22 protein-coding genes and 1 tRNA gene are annotated in these 20,435 nt (G+C 66.8%); 7 read left to right on the top strand and 16 right to left on the bottom strand.

Translation table 11 applies throughout. From position 1 onward, the window contains the following. Positions 1 to 5 precede the first annotated feature (5 nt). Positions 6 to 392: a VOC family protein gene (locus tag ACFRAH_RS03780; RefSeq protein WP_377989586.1), complete on the top strand. Its 387-nt coding sequence runs from the start codon at positions 6 to 8 to the stop codon at positions 390 to 392. Between the two features lie 12 nt (positions 393 to 404). Here the strand turns inward: ACFRAH_RS03780 and ACFRAH_RS03775 are convergent, their stop codons facing one another. After that, a complete protein-coding gene (locus ACFRAH_RS03775) occupies positions 405 to 2,063 on the bottom strand; it encodes an amidohydrolase (RefSeq protein ID WP_377989585.1) in 1,659 nt (552 codons plus the stop codon). Next, a complete protein-coding gene (locus ACFRAH_RS03770) occupies positions 2,053 to 3,510 on the bottom strand; it encodes an APC family permease (protein ID WP_377989584.1) in 1,458 nt (485 codons plus the stop codon). The genes ACFRAH_RS03775 and ACFRAH_RS03770 overlap by 11 nt, the downstream gene beginning before the upstream one ends. Positions 3,511 to 3,669: 159 nt before the next feature. Here ACFRAH_RS03770 and ACFRAH_RS03765 point away from each other — a divergent pair, with 159 nt between their 5' ends. Beyond that, positions 3,670 to 4,278 (top strand): TetR/AcrR family transcriptional regulator, encoded by a 609-nt coding sequence (locus ACFRAH_RS03765; RefSeq protein WP_377989583.1) that lies wholly within the window; start codon positions 3,670 to 3,672, stop codon positions 4,276 to 4,278. A 36-nt stretch (positions 4,279 to 4,314) separates the two neighbouring features. Beyond that, entirely contained in the window at positions 4,315 to 4,839 is a 525-nt protein-coding gene (locus tag ACFRAH_RS03760) for a hypothetical protein (protein WP_377989582.1), read from the top strand. On the opposite strand, the gene ACFRAH_RS03755 is transcribed toward ACFRAH_RS03760, so the two are convergent. The 10 genes from ACFRAH_RS03755 to ACFRAH_RS03710 form a co-directional block, all read right to left on the bottom strand. Beyond that, entirely contained in the window at positions 4,836 to 5,894 is a 1,059-nt protein-coding gene (locus ACFRAH_RS03755; RefSeq protein WP_377989581.1) for a HoxN/HupN/NixA family nickel/cobalt transporter, read from the bottom strand. The two genes, ACFRAH_RS03760 and ACFRAH_RS03755, sit on opposite strands and share 4 nt — an antisense overlap. Beyond that, a complete protein-coding gene (locus ACFRAH_RS03750; protein ID WP_377989804.1) occupies positions 5,894 to 6,748 on the bottom strand; it encodes an urease accessory protein UreD in 855 nt (284 codons plus the stop codon). Before ACFRAH_RS03750 ends, ACFRAH_RS03755 begins: the two co-directional genes overlap by 1 nt. 11 nt (positions 6,749 to 6,759) lie before the next feature. After that, a complete protein-coding gene (ureG, locus tag ACFRAH_RS03745) occupies positions 6,760 to 7,377 on the bottom strand; it encodes an urease accessory protein UreG (protein ID WP_377989580.1) in 618 nt (205 codons plus the stop codon). Between the two features lie 27 nt (positions 7,378 to 7,404). Beyond that, complete coding sequence (locus ACFRAH_RS03740) at positions 7,405 to 8,088, bottom strand: urease accessory protein UreF (RefSeq protein WP_377989579.1); 684 nt, start codon at positions 8,086 to 8,088, stop codon at positions 7,405 to 7,407. Next, positions 8,069 to 8,545: an urease accessory protein UreE gene (gene ureE, locus ACFRAH_RS03735; RefSeq protein ID WP_377989578.1), complete on the bottom strand. Its 477-nt coding sequence runs from the start codon at positions 8,543 to 8,545 to the stop codon at positions 8,069 to 8,071. The genes ACFRAH_RS03740 and ureE overlap by 20 nt, the downstream gene beginning before the upstream one ends. A 9-nt stretch (positions 8,546 to 8,554) precedes the next feature. Then, on the bottom strand, positions 8,555 to 10,285 hold the full coding sequence (ureC, locus tag ACFRAH_RS03730) for an urease subunit alpha (RefSeq protein ID WP_377989577.1): 1,731 nt from the start codon (positions 10,283 to 10,285) through the stop codon (positions 8,555 to 8,557). Then, positions 10,282 to 10,644 carry an urease subunit beta gene (locus ACFRAH_RS03725; RefSeq protein ID WP_377989576.1) on the bottom strand — a complete coding sequence of 121 codons (363 nt, stop codon included), beginning with the start codon at positions 10,642 to 10,644 and terminating at the stop codon, positions 10,282 to 10,284. Before ACFRAH_RS03725 ends, ureC begins: the two co-directional genes overlap by 4 nt. 8 nt (positions 10,645 to 10,652) lie before the next feature. Then, positions 10,653 to 10,955: an urease subunit gamma gene (locus tag ACFRAH_RS03720; protein WP_377989575.1), complete on the bottom strand. Its 303-nt coding sequence runs from the start codon at positions 10,953 to 10,955 to the stop codon at positions 10,653 to 10,655. A gap of 78 nt (positions 10,956 to 11,033) precedes the next feature. Next, the gene (locus tag ACFRAH_RS03715) at positions 11,034 to 11,615 is read right to left on the bottom strand and encodes a cysteine hydrolase family protein (RefSeq protein ID WP_377989574.1); all 582 of its coding nucleotides are present in this window, start codon (positions 11,613 to 11,615) and stop codon (positions 11,034 to 11,036) included. Continuing rightward, positions 11,612 to 12,649, bottom strand: a complete 1,038-nt coding sequence (locus tag ACFRAH_RS03710) for a LacI family DNA-binding transcriptional regulator (protein WP_377989573.1) — start codon at positions 12,647 to 12,649, stop codon at positions 11,612 to 11,614. Before ACFRAH_RS03710 ends, ACFRAH_RS03715 begins: the two co-directional genes overlap by 4 nt. 369 nt (positions 12,650 to 13,018) lie before the next feature. Here ACFRAH_RS03710 and ACFRAH_RS03705 point away from each other — a divergent pair, with 369 nt between their 5' ends. Then, a complete protein-coding gene (locus ACFRAH_RS03705) occupies positions 13,019 to 14,461 on the top strand; it encodes a glutamyl-tRNA reductase (protein WP_377989572.1) in 1,443 nt (480 codons plus the stop codon). A 71-nt stretch (positions 14,462 to 14,532) separates the two neighbouring features. Here ACFRAH_RS03705 and ACFRAH_RS03700 read toward each other — a convergent pair. Then, positions 14,533 to 14,605: transfer RNA gene (locus ACFRAH_RS03700), tRNA-Lys, on the bottom strand. A 221-nt stretch (positions 14,606 to 14,826) separates the two neighbouring features. Between ACFRAH_RS03700 and ACFRAH_RS03695 the strand changes: the two genes are divergently transcribed. The 3 genes from ACFRAH_RS03695 (at position 14,827) to ACFRAH_RS03685 (ending at position 17,378) form a co-directional block, all read left to right on the top strand. Then, positions 14,827 to 15,486, top strand: coding sequence for a hypothetical protein (locus ACFRAH_RS03695; RefSeq protein ID WP_377989571.1), 660 nt, complete (start codon positions 14,827 to 14,829; stop codon positions 15,484 to 15,486). Positions 15,487 to 15,742: 256 nt separating this feature from the next. After that, on the top strand, positions 15,743 to 16,360 hold the full coding sequence (locus ACFRAH_RS03690; RefSeq protein ID WP_377963917.1) for a DUF47 domain-containing protein: 618 nt from the start codon (positions 15,743 to 15,745) through the stop codon (positions 16,358 to 16,360). A 1-nt stretch (position 16,361) separates the two neighbouring features. Next, complete coding sequence (locus ACFRAH_RS03685) at positions 16,362 to 17,378, top strand: anion permease (protein WP_377989570.1); 1,017 nt, start codon at positions 16,362 to 16,364, stop codon at positions 17,376 to 17,378. Between the two features lie 131 nt (positions 17,379 to 17,509). On the opposite strand, the gene pstB is transcribed toward ACFRAH_RS03685, so the two are convergent. From pstB to pstC, 3 genes are all read right to left on the bottom strand, one after another. After that, entirely contained in the window at positions 17,510 to 18,289 is a 780-nt protein-coding gene (gene pstB, locus ACFRAH_RS03680; RefSeq protein WP_003799400.1) for a phosphate ABC transporter ATP-binding protein PstB, read from the bottom strand. A 71-nt stretch (positions 18,290 to 18,360) separates the two neighbouring features. Then, positions 18,361 to 19,470 (bottom strand): phosphate ABC transporter permease PstA, encoded by a 1,110-nt coding sequence (gene pstA, locus ACFRAH_RS03675; protein ID WP_377989569.1) that lies wholly within the window; start codon positions 19,468 to 19,470, stop codon positions 18,361 to 18,363. Next, complete coding sequence (gene pstC / locus ACFRAH_RS03670) at positions 19,471 to 20,403, bottom strand: phosphate ABC transporter permease subunit PstC (RefSeq protein WP_377989568.1); 933 nt, start codon at positions 20,401 to 20,403, stop codon at positions 19,471 to 19,473. It lies immediately after the preceding gene. Positions 20,404 to 20,435 lie beyond the last annotated feature (32 nt).

Below are 20,435 nucleotides of genomic sequence, written 5' to 3'. Positions count from 1 at the left end.
GGCCCATGGCATGCCGTATCAGCGAACTAGTCCTTAATTGTGCCGACCCCGAACTGCTGGCGCGGTTCTGGAGCGAGGTCCTCGGCTACGTCGAGCTGGACCGGGAAGACGGTTACATCGAGATCGGCCCGCCGGGCGCCGGGTTCGGCGGGCTGCAGCCCACCATCATCCTCAGCCCCAGCAGCAACCCGCGGACTGGAAGGCTCCCCCTGCACATCGACGTCAACCCCGTCGACCGGGACCAGGACGCCGAGCTGGAGCGGCTGCTGGCGCTCGGCGCCCGGCCCGCCGACGTCGGGCAGACCGGCGACGAACAGTGGCACGTCCTGGCCGACCCTGAGGGCAACGAGTTCTGCCTCCTGCGCAAGCGGCTGGAGCCCATCCCGTCCTAGGAAAGCTGCAGCCTAGGCCAGCCGCTGACCGCGGGCCCCAACCGCCGAGTGCTGCACCGCTGAGTGCTGCGCCTGCCCGTCGACGAAAGTCGCCAGCACCCTGGCCCTGGCAAGGTCATCAGGAGCAACGGCCAGAGGGTCGACGTCGAAGACGGTGAAGTCCGCGCGCTTACCCACCGTGATGGAGCCGGACACCTCTTCCTCCCCCGCGGCCCTCGCAGCGTGCGAGGTGTAGCCTTCCAGCGCCTGCAGGGCACTGAGGGCCTGGCCGGGAACGATCGGGGGTTCATCCGGGCGCCCCGACCGCCGTCGTAATTGCGCGTCCGCCAGGATGGGCAGGGGCTCGAACGGGGCGATCGGCCAGTCCGAGCCGAGTCCCAGCGTGGTTCCCGCAGCGCGGAGGTCCGCGCACCGCCAGGCGTTGTTCGCCCTTTCCGTGCCGAGCCGGACGGACCAGTTGTCCGAATGGTCGGCGCGGGAGTAATGCGTGCAGTGGGTGGGCTGCATGCTGGCGATGAGGCCGGACCGGGAGAACCTTCCGATCAGCCCGTCCGGAATGGTCTCCAGGTGTTCGATCCGGTGCACGGCCGCCGGGGCGCCCGGCGGCAGGGACTCGAAGGCCTCCAGGACAGCGGCCACCCCTGCGTCGCCGATGGCGTGCGTGGCCGTGGGAATGCCGTGCCCGGCGAAGTACCGTACGGCCTCGGCGTATTGCTCGGGCCGGGGCCAGAACGGCGCCACCGACTCGCCGTAGGCGTCGGGCTCAAACAGCCAGGCCGTGCCGTTGTCCACCGTTCCGTCGACGAACAGCTTGATGCCGGCCACCTGCCAGCGCCGGCCGCCGGCGCCGATCTGCCCGGCCAGCCCGTGCCACTCCTTCTCGCTGCTGCCGGGCATGCACCACGGCGAGATCCGCAGGCGGAGCGGCAGCCCGCCGTCGGTCTCGTCTTCGAGCGCCCGGTATAGCTCCAGCGAATCGCCACCGCAGTCCATCACGTGCGCCCCCGTCAGGCCGGACTGTGAAAACTGCGTGAGCAGTTCCGCCAGGCGCGCCTTCCGTTCGTTGAAGGACTCTGCGGGCATCACCCCGGCAACGAGCTCGACGGCGGCCGCCTCCAGCAGGAGCCCCGTGGGCCTGCCGCTCCCGTCACAGACCACCTCGGCGGCCTGGTCGAAGGAGCGCGGCCCGGTGACCCCGGCGATCTCCAGCGCGCGGGAACTGGCCAGCGCGGAATGGCCGTCGAACAGGCGGATGAGGCACGGCCGTCCGGAGACGGCGTCGTCAATCAGATCGCGGTGGCCGGCAGCGGATCCGAAGGCGTTGGGGTCCAGTCCCCAGCCGCGCACCCACTCACCGGGCGCGGTTGCTGCCGCCTCGGCCCGCAAAAGCGCGCGCACCGCGGCGAGGTCCGCGGCGCCGGACAGGTCACAGCCACGGGTCAGTTCCAGCCCAAGCACAGGATGCATGTGGCAGTCCACCAGGCCGGGGGCCAGCACGGCGTCGCCGAAGTCGATGACCTCCGCGGCCGGCCATCCCGCCGCGTCCGCACGGGTTCCGACGGCGGCGATCATGCCGTCCTGCACCGCCACTGCCTGCGGCGCAGGGCTCCAGGCTGGCCGGCCGTTCATCGTGTGGATGGTGCCGGCGAGGATGATCACATCAGGATTCATGGGTTTCGAAGCTTCCAATCTGGGCGAAGGTTTCCGGCCGGTGGCGGCGAACCCAGCGGGCGGCCAGGAGTCCGGCGATAAAGACGAGGGGGGTCACCAGGATGAGCACGGTGTTGGTCAGCGCGTCGGCAAAGGTGAGCAGTTCGATGTTGAACCCGATCAGCAGCACCACGCCGAAGAGCAGGATGGCCGACGCCAGGCTGAGCGGGACCATCAGCCGGTGCGTCGCGGCGTCGGGGTTCCGGCGAAGGTAGAGGAATGCCGCCACCGACACCAGGCCCTGCAGCCCGACGATGCCGAAGATCCCCGGGGTGTTCACCCAGATCAGCAGCTGCTGGTAGGGATCGGCGTTGAGGACGGCGCAGATAGTGATGACCACGGCGGCCAGGAGGGTCTGCAGCTGGCCCGCCCGGTGCGGCGACTTGAACTTCGGGTGGGTCTGCCCCAGGAAGGGCGGCAGCACGCCGTCGCGCGCCAGCATGTAGACGTAGCGGTTGATCGCGTTGTGGAAGGCCAGCTGTGAGGCATAGACGCTGGTGACGATCAGGAGGTACATCGCCACCTCGGCCCAGGGCCCCACATAGTGGTTGATGGTCTGGAAGAACATTCCGCCGGCCAGTTCCCCGGCGGCCTGCACGGCACGGTCTTCGCCGTAGGCCTGCACCACGGCCCAGACGATGAAGGCGTAGAACACGGACATGAAACCGACGGCGATATAGGTGGCGCGGGGCACCGACCTGTCCGGGTCGCGGGCCTCCGAGCGGTACAGCACGGTGGATTCAAAGCCCATGAAGGCGGCGAAGCAGATGCCGAGGATGGCCAGGACGCCCGGTCCGAACGCGTTCTCCGGGCTGAAGGAGTCCACGCTGATTCCGTGCGCTCCGCCGCTGCCGAGGATGCCCACCCCCATCAGGGCGAGGATTCCAGTTTCGGCCACGAGGAGGACGCCAAGCACTTTGGCGCCGACGTCGATGCCCCGGTAGCCAAGGAACCACACGGCTGCGACGGCGGCCAGGGCTATCGCCGGCCAGGGCACCTCGAGCCCGAAGACCACCTTGAGCATGTCATGGGTCTGGACGGCGAAGAGTCCGTAGACGCCGATCTGGAGGCAGTTGTAGGAGACGATCGCCAGGATGGCAGAGGCAAGCCCCACGGTCTTGCCCATCGCCAGTGAAATGTAGGTGTAAAAACCGCCGGCCGCCTTCACGTGCCGGGTCATGGCCATGAAGCCGACGGCGAAGAGGGTGAGCACAAGGCCTGCCAGGAGGTAGCCCGCCGGGGCGCCGATGCCGCCGACGTTGATGGCCACCGGGGCAACGCCCGCCATGACGGTCAGCGGCGCTGCCGCCGAAATGACGAGGAAGGCAATGCCGCCCGTGCCCAGGGCATTGCGCTTGAGGGCGCCGTCCGCAGACGACGCCGGAGGTCTGGTTTGGATTTCCGGCACTGGTCCGTCCTTTCTGGGGAAGCCCGACCAAAACGAAAGGCTTTCGTTTTAGTATGAGGGCGTGTGGCGCGGAGCACAACAGTTTTCTTAAAGCGGCTGCCTCAGGTGCCGCAGACTAGGCTGGGTTCCGATGTTCCGATGCTGCAGACAGGAGATTCCATGGGGCGCCCGCTCCTCCCGCTGATATCCGTGGAGGCTCTGACGACGGCCGCGCTGGAGCTGGTCGATGAGAGCGGCGACTTCAGCTTTCCAAAGCTGGCGAAAAAGATCGGCGTGAGCCAGTCCTCCATCTACAACCACGTCAGCGGCCGGGACCAGATCCTGGAGCTGCTGCGCCACCGGATCATCACCGAGGAGCCGTATCCACCCGTGGACCATGGCGACTGGGAAGCCGCGCTGCGCATCCTGATCCGCGCATACCGGGATGCCTTCGCCCGCCACCCCCGGCTGGCCCCGCTGCTGGTACTGCAGTCCATCACGGACCCGGCGGTCATCGGCCTCTACGAGGACCTCGCCCTGGCCCTGGAGAGTGCAGGGTTCCGAGGGCGCGACGTCGTGGCGGGCATCTCCACCATCGACAGCTTCGCCCTCGGCGCGGCCCTGGACCTGGCGGCGCCGGAAGTGGTGTGGGATCCGCCCGCGGAGGGCTACCCCACGCTCAAGCGCGCGCTTGGCAATGCCGGGCCGTCAGAGGAGAGGGGCGGGCACGCCTTCGATTTCGGCCTTGACGTGGTCATCGGGGGCCTCCGGGCGAAGCTCGGCAACTAGGCGAAGGTGGCCACTGCCCGGCGTAGACTGTGCCGCATGAGCGACCCGGACGGACGGCCCGCACACGCCGGCGGCAACCCTGCCCAGGACCCCCGGTTCCGCACCCGGTTCCCCCGGGACGAACGGCGGGATGTTCTGCGGCGCCACGTCGACAGGAAGATCCGGATGCGGATGCGGATCTACGCGGTGATCTTCGTGGTACTCCTCGTGGTGGTGGCCATTGAACTCTTCCTGGCAGCACCCCCGGCCGTACTGCCGGCCCTGGCAGCCCTGGCGGGAGGCATCGCCGTCGGCCTGGTGGCCAGCCGCATGTTCCGGCTGGAGTGGGACCGCGCCGCCCGGACCGTGGTGGGCAAGCTCGATGTCCTTGGCATCATCATCCTGGTCGCCTACATCGTCTTCAGCATCTTCCGGAGCCGCATCGTGGCGTTGTGGGTGCCCGCGGACATCGTGAAGCTGTGCAGCCTGGCCGTGGTGGACGGGCTCATGCTGGGCCAGGTCGTCGGCACCGTGGGCGGGCTGAAGGGACTGTACAGGCGGATCGTGGCCGGGGCTGGTTAACTGATTTCCTGTTTGGCCGCGGCCCTTCGGCGCCCACGCCACGATGCCGCACCCCACAGCGCCAGGAACGCAGCCACCAGCAGCAGCCCGGCATCGCCCAGATCTATGCTGCCCAGCCAGGCGGTAAGCGGGTCCTTCAGCCCGAACGCCGCATTGAAGAAGCCGCCGAGGGTGATCACGGCAACGAAAAGCGCGGACAGGGCCGAGAGCCCGGTGACGACTGCGTTGAACCCGAGCTTGCGCAAGGGGTCATGGATGGCCGACCTGTACATCCGCATCATGGCAACGCCGTTCGTCGTGTCGCACAGGGTCATGGCGGCGGTGAATGCGAGCGGTAGGGCCAGCAGCGAGGCGGGCGAAACGCCTGCCAAGGAAGCCGCCGTCGTCATCACCAGGAGTCCTATGGTGGTGGCGGTGTCAAAACCGAGCCCGAACAGGAATCCGATCACGTACACGTTCCGGGGCCGCCGCACCTTGGACAGCGGCCTGGCCATTAGGCGGGCCACAAAACCTTTGGCCTCGAGTTCCGCCGGCAGCACCGTTCCGCCGCCGCGGACCCTGCGGTAGGACCTCGCGGCACCGAGGAACGCCGACCCGTTGAAGATCCCCATGGCCAGCAGGAACAGGCCGGAAACGCCGCTGCCGATCAGCCCCAGGACCAGGTTTCCGGTGCTGCCCTCGGTCATGAACCTCCCCACCAGCGACGCCCCCGAAACCACCAGGGCGCCGGCCAGTATCACCACCGAACTGTGCCCCAGGCTGAACGCGAATCCCACACTCGTGGGATCCTGCCGCTGGGCCACGAACTTGCGGGTGGAGTTGTCGATCGCGGCGATGTGGTCCCAGTCGTAGCTGTGCTTGATGCCCGCCAGATAGGCGGTGAGCACCAGGCCGAACGCCAGCGGCTGTCCCGACGCCGCGGCTCCGGCCAACAGGAGCACGACGGCGGCAAGATGCAGGCAACCCACCGCGCCAAACGTGGCCAGCAGGCGCGCCCGGAGCGGTAACTGCTCACGCTCGCGGTACATGGTGGCGAACTGGGTCAAGGCAGTCATCAGTACTTCCTCAGGTTCAGGGGCGCCTGGCCGTACCAGCGTTGGCGGAGAAGGCCGCTGCAGCCACCCAATAGCGTATTGAGTTTTTCGGTGCTGTTGGACAGGGACCTCAGCACCAGTGCCGTGATGCCGTCCATTGTGGCACCGAGCGAGACGCCTGTGTAGGCGTCGAACCCATCTGCCAGCCGGTGCAGTTCGTCGGCGAGCGCCTGGTCCACGCGGGCGTCCACCACCACCAGGGAGCCGAGGTGGCTGTAGCCTTCCATGAAGCCCGTTCCGGTGACATCGTCCAGCGGCGGCCGGATCAGCAGGTTGTCCAGGGCGAGCAGCCGGGTGCCCCCGTCCGCCTCCACGAAGATCTCGCTGCGGAGCCGCAGCTCCTCGTACCGGAAGGAGGCTCCGTCCGGGGACCATCCCGGAGTGATCACCTCGGCCATCACCAGGCTCGACGTCGGCCGCACCGTGATGTGGGTGCTCTGCCGGTAGCTCGCTTCCCGGTAGGCGATGACCTGGTCCGGCGCCAGCTCCAGCCTGGCCCCCTCGCCCAGCCGGATGGTCATCCGCTGCTCGGCAAACGACCCCGGAGTCCGGTAGATCTTCGTGGCGGACTGCGTGGTGAGCAGCAGGTCCGCCCCGTTCCCCACCTCCACGTCCATCACATAGAGATCAGCCCCCAAATAAGCCCCGCCCGGATTCACGACGACGTAGCAAACCTGTCCAGAGTCATCCAGATAGTGCGGCCGAAGCACCCGAAGTGCACCTTCGTGAAATTGCCGAGACGCAATGGAACGCCCACCACGTTCGCTGATGACGAGCTCAAGCACACCGCAAGGCGAAGCCGCCGGTGGCACCATCGCCGTCGAGCTCACTGCGCCAGGTCGAGCATCAGGACATCGCGCCGGATCCAGTTGATGACGTGTTCGAGGCCTTCGTCCGTTTTGAGGTTGGTGAAGCAGAAGGGTTTGGCGCCGCGGAATTCCTTGGAGTCCCGTTCCATGATGGCGAGGTCGGCGCCGACGTGCGGGGCGAGGTCCGTCTTGTTGATGATGAAGAGGTCGGACTTGATCATGCCCTGGCCGGCCTTGCGCGGGATCTTCTCGCCCTGTGCGACGTCGATGATGTAGATCGAGAAGTCGACCAGTTCGGGGCTGAAGGTGGCGGAGAGGTTGTCGCCGCCGGACTCCACGAAGATCACCTGCAGGTCCGGGTGCCGCTGCTTGAGCTCCTCGATGGCGGCCGTGTTCATGGACGTGTCCTCGCGGATGGCGGTGTGCGGGCAGCCGCCGGTTTCGACGCCGATGATGCGGTCCTCGGGCAGGATGCCGTTGGCCGCCAGGATCTTCGCATCCTCGATTGTGTAGATGTCGTTGGTGATGGCGGCCATGGAAATCTCCCCGCTCATGTGCCGCGTCAGCCGCTCCACGAGCTGGGTTTTTCCGGCGCCGACGGGGCCGCCGATGCCAATCTTGATGGGTTCAGTCATCTTGTCCTCCTAGGTCAAAAAGCACAGTTAGCTCATGAACATGCGGGCACGCTGGCGCTCATGCCTCATCTGCGAAATCTCCAGTCCGGGGCTGACCGCCCCGAAGTCGTCCGGCGTCAGGCGGGCGGCCCGCTCGACCGCGGCAGCAACGCCGTCGTGCGCGTTCCGCAGCACCCGCTGGCCGGCGGTCTGCCCAAGCGGGATGGCACGGACCGCGTTTTGCGTCAGCGAGGTGACGGCGGCGAAAAGGTGGGCGGCAATCGCCTCAGCCGGCGGGACACCGAGGGAACGGGCGACGACGGCGAACGCCAGCGGCTGATGGCCGGCGGCCCGGCCCCCGCTCACCAGCTCCCGGTACTCCGCCAACTCCGGAGACGGGAACACCTCCGTCCCGATGTCGATCAGCCGGTTGCCCATCTTGACGCTGGCCTCCCGCACCTGCCGCGGCAAAAGCTGCGCAGTAAGCAACCCATCGAGCTCCCCCACAGGCACCCCCGCATACAAAAACCGCATAGCGAGCGCATCCGAATAGGTCAGCTGCTGGGATAGAAACGCCTCCAGCCACACCCCGAATGACTCCTCATCCCGAACGACCCCCCGCTCGATGTAGGTCTCGAACCCCAGCGAGTGCGCAAAAGCCCCGGTAGGAAGCGCGGAGTCAGTGAGCTGCTGCAGTGCCAGCTGATAGGAGTTAGTGGCTGTGTTCGGCATGGCGGAAAGGCACTGGCATGACGCGTTCCTGGCGGTCGTAGGGCACTCCGACGTGTTTGAGGTAGTCCTCGACGGTGTGGTCGTACTGGCACACCATGACCTCGGCGCCATACTCGGAGGACGCATCGAAGAACTGCGCCTGCAGGTGCCGGTTACCGAGGGAATGCGCCACGACGCCCATCTCGTGGATGGTCCGGGGTGCGATGACCAGGACGTCGGTGGGCAGCACGGAAATGACGATCAGGTTGGTTTCGGCCAGGTGCAGCACGTCGCCGTCGCGGAGGTCCGGCGATCCGGCAGGAAGCCTGATGCCGATTTCGTTGCCGTGGTCGGTGGTGACGCGCTGGATGCGCTTGACCAGCTGGGCGCTGGGCAGCACCACCTTCTCCCGGTGCAGCCCGAAGTAGGAGTCCGCAGGCTGGTCATGCAGGTTGCCGAGGATCTTTTCGATAATCACGTGGGGCTCCTAGAAGAGGAAGTACCGCTGCGCCATGGGCAGCACATCCGACGGTTCGCAGGTGACCTCTTCGCCGTCAACGGCCACCGCGTAGGTTTCCGGGTCCACCTGGATGTCGGGCGTGGCGTCGTTGTACTTCAGGTCCGCCTTGGTCAGGGTGCGGATGCCGGAAACGGCCCGGATGACCTTCTCCAGGCCCAGTTCCTCCGGTACGCCCGCGTCGATGGCTGCCTGGGACAGGAAGGTGATGGACGACTTCTGCAGCGCCCTGCCGCAGGTGGCGAACATGGGCCGCATGGTTCGCGGCTGGGGCGTGGGGATGGATGCGTTGGCGTCACCCATCAGGGCGTAGGCGATCTGGCCGCCCTTGAGGACCAGCTCGGGCTTCACGCCGAAAAACGCCGGATCCCAGAGCACCAGGTCGGCGAACTTGCCCTCCTCCACGGAGCCGACGGACCCGGCCATGCCCTGGGCGATGGCCGGGTTGATGGTGTACTTCGCCACGTAGCGCTTCAGCCGGAAGTTGTCGCTGTCCGCACTCCCGTGGGCGGCGCCGGCGGGGTCCTTGAGGACGCCGCGCTGCTTCTTCATCTTGTCCGCCACCTGCCAGGTGCGCGTAATCACCTCGCCCACGCGTCCCATGGCCTGGGAGTCAGACGACGTGATGGCGAAGATGCCGAGATCCTGCAGGACGTCTTCGGCCGCGATGGTCTCGGCGCGGATGCGGGAATCAGCGAACGCCACATCCTCCGGAATGTCCGGATTGAGGTGGTGGCACACCATGAGCATGTCCAGGTGCTCTTCGATGGTGTTGCGGGTGTAGGGCAGCGTGGGGTTGGTGGAGGCCGGAAGCACGTTCGGCAGGCCTGCGATCCTGATGATGTCCGGCGCATGCCCGCCCCCGGCACCCTCTGTGTGGAAGGTGTGGATGACGCGCCCGCCGATGGCCCGGATGGTGTCCTCCACGAAGCCGCATTCGTTCAGCGTGTCCGTGTGGATGGCCACCTGCACGTCAAACTGGTCCGCCACCGTCAGCGAGGTGTCGATCGAGGATGTGGTGGAACCCCAGTCCTCGTGGACCTTGAGGCCCACCGCGCCCGCGCGGATCTGCTCGGCCAGCGGCTCTACGGCGGAAGCGTGCCCCTTGCCGAGCAGCCCGATGTTAACGGGAAGCCCCTCGGCGGCCTGCAGCATCCGCTGGATGTGCCACTTTCCCGGGGTGACCGTGGTGGCCTTGGTGCCTTCGGCCGGTCCCGTCCCGCCGCCGACCATGGTGGTCACGCCGCTGCTGAGGGCAGTGGCCACCTGGTCTGCGGAAATGAAGTGGATGTGCGTGTCCACGCCCCCGGCGGTAAGGATCTTGCGTTCCCCTGCGATGATCTCCGTGCTGGCGCCGATGACGATGTCCACGCCGTCGGCGATCTGTGGGTTGCCCGCCTTGCCGATCCTGAAGATGTGGCCGTCCCTCAGCGCGACGTCGGCCTTGTAGATGCCTGTGTAGTCCAGCACCACAACGTTGGTGATGACGGTGTCCGGGACGTCCTCATCCCGGGTGGCCTGGCCGTTCTGGCCCATGCCGTCCCGGATGACCTTGCCGCCGCCGAACACCACTTCCTCACCGTAGTTGGTGAGGTCCTTCTCGATTTCCAGGAACAGATCGGTGTCCGCGAGGCGGATGGCGTCGCCCGTCGTCGGACCGTAAAGGTCCGCGTACTGCCTGCGGGACAATTCGAAACTCATCGGTCTTCCCCCTCCCGGCCGCTAACGTCCTGGCCAGTGGTGTCCGGGCCGTCGTCGAGGCGCCCGTTGACCGCGTTGCTGAGGCCATGGACCTCCCGGCTCCCGGCCAGCCGGATCAGCCGGACAGTCTTGCTGTCGCCCGGTTCAAACCGCGCGGCGGTTCCCGCGGGAATGTCCAGGCGGCGCCCGTAGGCGGCGGCTCGGTCGAATTCCAGCGCCGGGTTTGCCTCCGCGAAATGATAGTGCGAGCCCACCTGTACCGGCCGGTCGCCGGTGTTAAGGACGACGACGTCGATCGCCTCCCGGCCAGTGTTGATGACCAGCGGTTCAGGACGCAGGACGTACTCTCCCGGAATCATGGCCTCCCCTATCGGATGGGACTGTGGACGGTGACCAGCTTGGTGCCGTCGGGAAAGGTGGCTTCGATCTGGACATCGTGGATCATCTCCGGCACGCCCTCCATGACGTCGTCGCGGCTGAGCAGCGTGGTGCCGTAGCTCATCAGCTCGGCCACGGTGCGGCCGTCCCGGGCACCCTCGATCAGCTCATAGCTGATGATTGCCACAGCTTCGGGATAGTTCAGCTTGAGTCCGCGCGCCTGCCGCCTGCGGGCGAGGTCGGCGGCGACCACGATCATGAGCTTTTCCTGCTCACGGGGCAGCAGATGCATAAGGATCCCTTCAACGGCCTGCGGATCGGCGTGGGACCCAGACTAAGCCCCGTTCGTTTCAGCCACGTTTCAGAGATGTCAGGTCCGGCCCTCAGCGGCCGCCGCGGAATACTCCCTGATCCGGACGAGGATTTCAGCGCTCGACTGGACGGGCTGGCGGTATGTGGTGGACAGGATGCGCAGCATGTCCGCGGCGTCCTGGCTGTCCTCCGACGCCATGGCGTCCTGGGCGTACGTAACCCGGATGTTGTGGGCGAAGGCGTCTGCTCCGGTCTGGGCGATGCAGTTGTGGGTGGAGACGCCGGCCAGCACCACTTCGTCGGCGCCCCAGTTCCGCAGGCGGGACAGCAGGTTGGTCCCCATGAAGGCGCTGTCCCGGGTCTTGGTCAGCTGCGGCAGGCCATCGGTGGCGAGCCCGGGAACAGCCTCCGCCTGGTTACTGCCGCGGAAGATGAAGCCCTGATCGTCGTCCAGCATGCTCAGGGTCCATGTTGACTTGTCCCGCTCGTGCTCGGTGCCAACCAGCAGAACCTTGTGTCCGCCGGACGTGAACCCCTCCAGCAGCCTGTTGCAGGAGTTGACCAGCCGCTCCCGCTGGGCTGCCAGTTCCGCTGCCTCGAAGTAGGCGTTCTGCATGTCGATGATGAGCAGGGCAATCATGGATGCACCTTACTGCCTCCCGCCGGTGCCGGCGCCGATCCACGGATCCTCAGTTCGAATTGCGCTTCCATATGCACACCCCCGGAGGCCTTCTCGGTCCCCTCGATGCGGTCGATCAGCAGCTGCACCGACCGCTCGGCGATCTCGTTCATGCCCGGAGCAACCGTGGTCAGCGACGGCGACGAGAACCGTGCCTCATCGATGTCATCGAACCCCGCCACGGCTGCGTCCCCGGGAACCTTGATTCCGCGGATCAGCAGCTCATGCATCGCGCCCAGGGCCAGGGCGTCATTCAACCCGAAGACGGCGTCGAACGGCTGGCCGCCCTCCAGCAGCCGTGCCACAGCCGACGCCCCGCCATCACGGCGCCAATCCGCAGGCACAATCAGGGCCGGATCAAAGGCGACGTCAGCCTCGGCCAGCGCTTCCCGGTATCCGGCAAGCCGAAGGCCGGGCGAACCGGAACGGTCCGCGGGCACGGCACCGATCACGGCAATACGGCGCCGGCCTCCCGCGAGGAGGTGGGCTGTCATGGCCTTGGCCGCCGCGACATTCTTCATGGTGACGAGGTCGAACCGCGGGTCGTCGATATGCTCGCCGAGCATCACGAGCGGCTTGGTTCCGCGCCGTGCCGAGGCCACGGCGTCCGCGTCGAGCACCAATGGCGTGAACAGGAGCCCGTCCGTCAGCTGGCTCAGGGATCCGTGCAGGGCAGTGAGCTCGTTGGCCCGGGTCGCCGAGGACTGCTCCACCACCACGCGGTAGTCCCGGGCCGCTGCCGCCGTCATGAGCTTGGAAGCAAGCTCTGCGTAGTACGGCACGGAAAGGTCGGATACTACGAGCCCCAGCATGCGGGACTTTCCGGAACGCAGGCTCCGCGCCGTCAGGTTGGCCTCGTAGCCGAGTTCCGAGATGGCGTCCAGCACTTTCTGCCGGGTGGCAGGCCGAATGAACTCATAGTTGTTGAGCACATTCGACACGGTCTTCAGGGAAACTCCGGCCGCGCGGGCAACATCGTTCATTGTCACGGCCATGCGAGGCACCTTTCGCGGCAAACATCGTTCTCACTTACATCTTTTGGATACATCGTTGCAGAATGCAGGCCGCCCCGCCCGTCAAGAATTTCCCAAGGTGGGTCGCCCACCCTTTCTGCAAGGTCTCTTGGCTCTGGGGCCAGGCAACGGCGCCTGGTCCCAGCGACAACCGGCGGTGTCCTCGTAGCGGCGGACACCGGCGGGACCGGTCCGGAAGCGGTGGCCGCGCGGTGCCACCACCCGGGGCGGCAACCAAGTGGCGCGGCAGGACACGATGGGGAACGTTTGCGGCGAAAGGGGGCCGGATTGTTGCAGGGTGCAGGGGGATCCATCGAGGGATTACCCCCGACAGAACGGCAGTTTGCTCTTGTGGTTTCCCATCATGCCCGCACGCCCTGCCGGGGGTCCGTTCCCCGGCGGGGAGACGGGGGTCCCGAACCGGTTGGCGACGAGGAAGGCCGGGGGTCCGGCCTGGAGTTCCTGGCGCGGCTCGGTTCGGGACCCGTCCGCATTACTTCGGACGTTATTGCGGGTGTGGACGGCGTGGCCGGAGCGGTCGTGCTTGCCACATGCAACCGGTTCGAGGTCTATTGTGACGTAGCTCCGGACGCGGATCCGGACGTCACCATGGAGCGCGTGCTGGCTATGATCAGCACCTGTACCGGCGTTACCCCCGGCGAGCTCGGCCGGGCACTTGAGTGCCTGACGGGCACCGCCATGACCGGGCATCTCTTCTCGGTGGGCGCCGGCCTTGACTCGGCTGTGGTGGGCGAGCGGGAAATTGCCGGGCAACTGCGCCGCGCGCTTGCCTCCGCCCAGGAGGCCAAAGCTGCCAGCGGAGCACTGGTCAGGCTTTTCCAGGCAGCCTCCCGCGCTGCCCGCGAAGTCGGATCGCTGACGGCCCTGGGTGATGCCGGCCGCTCCATGGTGTCCGTTGCCCTGGACCTGGCTCTGTCCAGGCTGGGACGCGAGAACCTGTCCGGCCTGTCAGTGGTGGTCATCGGCACCGGTGCCTACGCCGGTTCCACCCTCGCGCTCCTGGCGGCGAGGGCATGCTCGTCGGTGTCCGTATTTTCCTGGTCCGGACGGGCGGAGATCTTTGCGTCAGCCCGGGGCGCCGCCGGACTCACCGCCGAGGCCTTGCCTGATGCCGTCCGCGGTGCGGATGTGGTGATCGGGTGCAGCGGCCGCGCGCGCCGGCTCAGCTCCGAGGATTTTCGGACCTTCCGGCGGGGCGCCGCCCACCCGCTCATCGTCGTCGACCTCGCCCTCAGCCGGGACTTCCAAAGCGACGTGGATGAACTGCCCGGCCTGGACCTCATCACGCTGGAGGATGTGCTGCTGGCTTCGCCGCGTGAACAAACCGACGTCGTCCGGCAGGCCAATGAGCTTGTCCGGCAAGCTGCCGCGAGGTTCGAGGAGGACCGGCAGGCGCGGCTCCTGGACCCGTCGATCGTCGCGCTGCGTGAACACATGCAGTCGGTGCTGGCCGGTGAAGTGGAGCGGGTGAAGAACCAGCACGGCTGCACGGCCACGGCGGAAGCGGTGGAATTCGCCCTGCGGCGAGTGGTGAGGCAGCTCCTGCACGTACCCACCACCAGGGCGCGCGAACTGGCGGCAGCCGGCCGCCAGGACGAGTACACCGCCGCGCTTGAGACACTGTTCGGGCTGGATGTGACGCCCGCACCGAAGGAGACCGGCCTGGATGCGGTGGCAGAAACTTCAGGGGCAGAAGCGGGCCCGCTGGGCTGTCCGGCGAGGAATCGCCAGGACCAGCAGGTCCCTGACAAGACCCTGCCCGCAGCGAGCTAGCCGCGCAAATAAAAAGTCCCCGGCTTCCTGTTGCCAGGAAGCCGGGGACTTTCCACTCTTCGCTAAAAGAGTGGGCCCTGTGGGGATCGAACCCACGACCCACGGATTAAAAGTCCGATGCTCTACCAACTGAGCTAAAGGCCCAAACTGCCTGCAAAATGCGAAACAGTTCCAGTCCATTTCTGGACGTTTAATACTGTACCCCAGACGGTGGCGACTTCTGCACGGCTCCCGCAGCCGCCGTCGAACGTGTCTTCTTCCGGAAAGCGGCAAGGGTTCCGGGCTGCGGATGGCCGCTGGTTCGGATACGCAGGCTCCGGATCCCGACGCTCGATTCCGGTTCCCCGCAGGAGTAGCGTGGGACCATGAGCCAGAACGCAGGAACAAGCGGCCCGGGCGGGGCGGAGCGGCACCACAAACCGAAGCCTTTTGCGCCCATTGATTTCGAACCTTTCGCAGGCGGCGCCGATCCGGCGCGTGTCTCGGAAGCTGCGCACCTGGCCGCCCAGGCCCTGGTGCGCCACGGGCGGGACAGCGATGATCCCGTCATCACCAAACGGCTGGTCAAGCTGGCCGACGAGCAGGGCCTTGAGGCGATTGCGGAGATGTGGGCGGAAAGCCCGGCACGCTCGCTGCCCGGTGCGCTGTGGCGGCTCTATGCCCTCCGCGCCGCAACGGTGCAGGACCCCGAGCGCATCTCCGTCTATTTCAAGGCCGGCAAGGACACCGCGCAGGTCTCCCATGTGGTGGCCGGCGCGGCCGAACCGCCGGGCGCCGATGAAATGAAGAGCATGGCGGACGCGATCCTGTCCGGGGCCTTCGACGGCGATTTCGACGTTGCGCTGGAGCGGTCCGCCGCGTTCTGCCGTGTGGTGGCCCTCGGCCAGGCCACGCTCGCGGACGGTGCGGAGCACTCAAACGAGAGCCACGCACGCAAGCTGACGCGCAACTCGCACTTGCTCGTGAAGACAGCAGAGGACCTGGAACACGCCGCCAATGCCTGGCGGCTGGGTGAGCTCGACTGACCCATCAGGCCCGATCTGTCAATGTTGACTTGGCTCAGCCAAAGTAGAACACTGAAACTGGTGCCGAACCGCGAAACCCCCGGGCTTCAACATTTAGCCGCCTAGAGCGGCCTACCGCCGAGAGGCGTATCCGGTTCGGCACCATTTTTATGCCCTCCTGCAGGTGCCGGTAAAGTACTGACTAGCTGCGGCTCCGACGTCAAGTCAAAACCTCCCGCGGCGTCCCGCCCTGACAATCCTCCGGAGACCGGTACTCATGAAGCTGCGCCTTTTTCCCCAGGAGCCGGCAGGCCTGAACCTTCTGTCGCAGCTGGCCCGGCAGATCGTTTTTGCCAGCGCCACCATGGCGGAAATCCTGGGCGCGCCAGCCACCGAACACCACCGGCTGGTGGAGGACATGCACAACCACGAGGCGAAGTCCGCCGAGCTGCACTTCGCCCTGCTGACCCACATGCGCACCAGCTTTGTGAATCCGCTCCCGCGCGAGGACATGTATGCCCTGTCGCAGAGCCTGAACGAAGCCATCGAGAAGCTGGACGCCGCGGCCGAGCTGGTGGCGCTCTACAACCTGGACCGGCTGCCGAAGCGCGCGGCCGATCAGCTGGAGATCATCAGCCGCCAGGCCGAGCTGACCGCTGACGCCATGCGCCGGCTGAACAACCTGGACGACCTTGAGGACTACTGGATCGAGGTCCTGCGGCTGGCCAAGCGCGCGGAACGGACGCACCGCGTCTGGGTCGCGGACATGCTCAAGGACATGAAATCAGCCCAGTATGCCCGCAACCGGGACATCGCCAACCAGCTGGTGGACGTCACCAAGGACATGCGCCGCATCGCCACCCAGGTGGGCAGCATCATCGTCAAGGAATCCTGAGTTGACGCTGGCCATCTTCGCCCTGGTGGTGCTCCTCACTTCGGCTTTTTCCTTCATCAACGGCTTCCGGGACGTGTCCACGTCTGTGGCCCTGGCCGTGCGCACGCGCGCCCTGACCCCCACCGTGGCCGTCCTGCTGGCCGCGCTTTTCAACCTCGTCGGCGCGCTTCTCAGCGCCGGCCTGGCCGTGGCCATCAGCCAGAACTGGATTTCCCTTCCGCCGGGGAACAGCGGCCTGACCATCATCGCCGCCGGCCTTGCCAGCGCGTGCGCCTGGGGCATCTTCCTGTGGTGGCGGGGCATCCCCTCCTCCTCCACGCATGCCCTGGTGGGTGGACTGGCCGGGGCCGGAACCGCCAGCGTGCTGGTGGGCGGCAATTCAGTGAGCAACGTGGACCAGTCGCTCCTGTTCCAGGTGGTCCTCCCCCTGGTCCTCTCCCCTGTAATTGCCTTCATCGCCGCCTACCTGCTGGTGTTTCCCGTCACCTGGGCTGCGCGCTACACCCAGCCGAGCGTGGTCAACAAGCGGTTCCGGGCCGCCCAGTCCATCGCCGCAGGGGCTGTGGCCTTTGGCCACGGGCTGCAGGATGGCCAGCGGGTCAGCGCTGTCCTCATCCTGGCGTTGCTGGCCGCCGGCTATTCCGACGGCGGCTCGCTGCCGATCTGGGTGGCGCTGCTGTCCGCAGCCACCATCACGCTGGGCACGATGTTCGGCGGCTGGCGCATCTCGCACACCATTGGTTACCGCCTCACCCGGATCGATCCGCTGCGCGGCGTGGTGGCCCAGGGCTTCAGTGCGCTGCTGCTGTTCATTGGCGCCATCGGGCTGCACTGGCCCGTGTCCACCACCCACACGGTCACCTCCGCCGTGCTCGGCGCCGGCGAAAACCAGCAGTTCGCCACCAGCCACCGCAAACTGGTGACGCGGATTCTGTCCCTGTGGGTCCTGACGCCCGTCACCACGGCCGCCGGAGCCTTCGTCCTCGAGCTGGCGCTCTCCCCGCTGATTGGAATCTGAAAGACCAACGCGGGGTGGGCCCACGCCGGCGAGGGCCCCGGCCTGAGCTTGCGAAGGCTGGGAGCCGGTGGTTGGGCCCACAGCCGCAGGGGTCCCCGGGCGAGCGTGCGAGTCCGGGGTGCGGCTGGGGATTATCCGAAGCGGCCGGAGACGTAGTCCTCGGTGGCCTTCTGGCTCGGGTTGTTGAAGATGGTGCTGGTCTCGGCGAACTCGATGAGCTTGCCCGGCTTGCCGGTGCCGGCAATGTTGAAGAACGCCGTCTTGTCCGAGACGCGCGCGGCCTGCTGCATGTTGTGGGTCACGATCACCACGGTGTACTGGTCCTTGAGCTCGTTGATGAGGTCCTCAACGGCCAGGGTGGAGATCGGGTCCAGGGCGGAGCAGGGCTCATCCATGAGGATCACCTGCGGCTCCACGGCAATGGCGCGGGCAATGCAGAGGCGCTGCTGCTGGCCGCCGGACAGTCCCGAGCCGGGCTTCTCCAGGCGGTCCTTGACCTCGTTCCAGAGGTTGGCGCCGCGGAGCGAGCGCTCCACCAGGGCATCGGCCTCACCCTTTGAGATCTTCTGGTTGTTCAGTTTCACGCCGGCCAGGACGTTGTCGCGGATGGACATGGTGGGGAACGGGTTGGGCCGCTGGAACACCATGCCGATCTGGGACCGCACCGTCACCGGGTCCACGCCGGGTCCGTACAGGTTGTCGCCGTCGAGCAGCACCTCACCCTCAACCCGGGCGCCCGGCAGCACCTCGTGCATGCGGTTCAGCGTGCGCAGGAAGGTGGACTTGCCGCAGCCCGAGGGGCCAATGAACGCCGTGACGGACTTGGCCTCGATGTTGATGCTGACGTCTTCGACGGCCAGGAAATTGCCGTAGTACACGTTCAGGTCTTTGACGTCGATGCGCTTGGACATGATGTTCCTTAACTTGCTGGGTATGAAATGAAGTCTAGATCCCGGCTTCTCGAGCCGAAATGCGGTCCGGCCTAGCGGCCTGTCTTCGGGGCGAAGACGCGGGCAATCAGGCGGGCGCCAAGGTTGAGCAGCATCACCAGGATGATGAGGACCAGGGCAGCACCCCACGCCCGCTGCGACGACGGATCCGGGTTGGACGGGGAGGTGGGGTTCAGGATCTGGGTGTAGATGAACGTCGGCAGGGACGCCATCCACCCGCCGAACACGTTGTTGTTGATGCTCGTGGCGAACCCCGCAGTCACCAGGATGGGGGCGGTTTCGCCGATAACCCGGGCGATCGCCAGGGTGACGCCGGACGCAATGCCGGAGATCGCCGTCGGAATGACCACCTTGAGGATGGTCCGCCACTTGCGGACGCCCAGCGCGTAGGAGGCTTCGCGGAGCTCGTTGGGGACGATCTTCAACATTTCCTCGCTGGAGCGGACCACCACCGGGATCATCAGCACGGACAGTGCGACGGCGGCGACGGCGCCGGTCTTGGTGCCGGGCCCCACTACCGCGAAGAAGAACGCGGCGGAGAAGAGGCCGGCAACGATGGACGGGATGCCGGTCATGACGTCCACGAAGAACGTGATGGCGCGGGCCAGCGGGCGGTCGTTGCCGTACTCGACGAGGTAGATGGCCGTCAGCAGGCCCACCGGAACGGAGATCACGGTGGCCAGCAGGGTGATCTGCAGCGTGCCGACGAGTGCGTGGTAGATGCCGCCGAGCACGGGCCCGGTGCCCTCTGCGGCCCTGTTGTCGTAGACGCCGGTGACGCCGTTCATCGACTTGCCCAGGAACCCGGGGGTCAGCAGGCCCGGTATGCCGTTGACCATGACGGTCCAGATGACGGAGATCAGCGGGAGCAGCGCGACCAGGAAGGCCCCCACCACCAGGCAGGTGGCCAGCTTGTCCTTGGCCTTGCGCGCCCCTTCAACGGCGGCGCTCCAAGCGACCAGACCTGCGGCGAACAGGATCGCGGAGACGACTCCCCACCCGAAGGCATTGAATCCGATCAGGGCAAGGATGGCGGCGCCAAGGACCAGCGCGACGCCCAGGACCACGTAGGGCGCGTACTTGGGCAGCTGGCCCTTGGTCAGGGCGGACCGCTTGCGGACCGGTGTCAGGGTGGAGGTCATTTAGTTGGCTCCCGAGAATTCTTTGTGCCGGCTGATGATCCACCGGGCGATCATGTTGACGGCGAGGGTGATCACGAACAGGACCAGGCCCGCGGCGATCAGCGTGCTCACCTTGAGGCCGCTGGCCTCGGGGAAGTTCAGGGCGATCTCGGCGGCGATGGTCTGGTTGCCGGACTGGATCAGGCTGGCGGTGAGCGCGCCGGAGGACAGCACGAGCGCGACGGCCATGGTTTCACCCAGGGCGCGGCCGAGGCCCAGCATGACGGCGCTGATGATGCCCGGCCGGGCGAACGGCAGGACCGACATCTTGATCATTTCCCAGCGTGTGGCGCCCAGCGCGAGGGCTGCTTCCTCGTGCAGCTTGGGGGTCTGGAGGAAGATCTCGCGGGACAGCGACGTGATGATGGGGATGACCATCACGGACAGCACGACGCCGGCAGTCAGGATGGTCTTGCCCGTGGCGGAGGCGGGGCCGTGGAAGATGGGCAGCCAGCCCATGTTCGCTGCCAGCCACGCATAGGCGGGCGAAATCTGCGGGGCCAGGAAGGCGGCGCCCCATGCACCGTAGATGACGGAGGGGATCGCGGCGAGCAGGTCGATCACGTAGCCGAGGCCGGACGCGAGACCGCGCGGGGCGAAGTGTGAGATAAAGAGGGCGACGCCGATGGACACCGGCGTGGCGATGGCCAGGGCGATGATGGCAGCAATGAGCGTGCCGACGACGATCGGCCAGATGTACGCGAAGAAGCCCTCGCCGCCCTGGATGTCCGCGGCCGGGGCCGTGAAGGCGGGAACCGCCTGGATGACGAGGAAGAGCGCCACGCCGAACAGGACGGCCAGGATCAGGCAGCCTGCCGCGAGGGCCGCTCCGGAGAAGACTTTATCCCCGGCGCGGCCGGCGCCTCGGGAACTGGTCAGGGAGGTGGTGGTCATACCCGGCCCTTCGGTGTTGATGATGTGTCGGA

Source organism: Arthrobacter sp. NPDC056727 (genome assembly GCF_042790555.1).
Lineage (GTDB): Bacteria > Actinomycetota > Actinomycetes > Actinomycetales > Micrococcaceae > Arthrobacter.
Note: the sequence above shows the minus strand (reverse complement) of the source record. Positions and strands in the feature narration are given on the sequence as shown.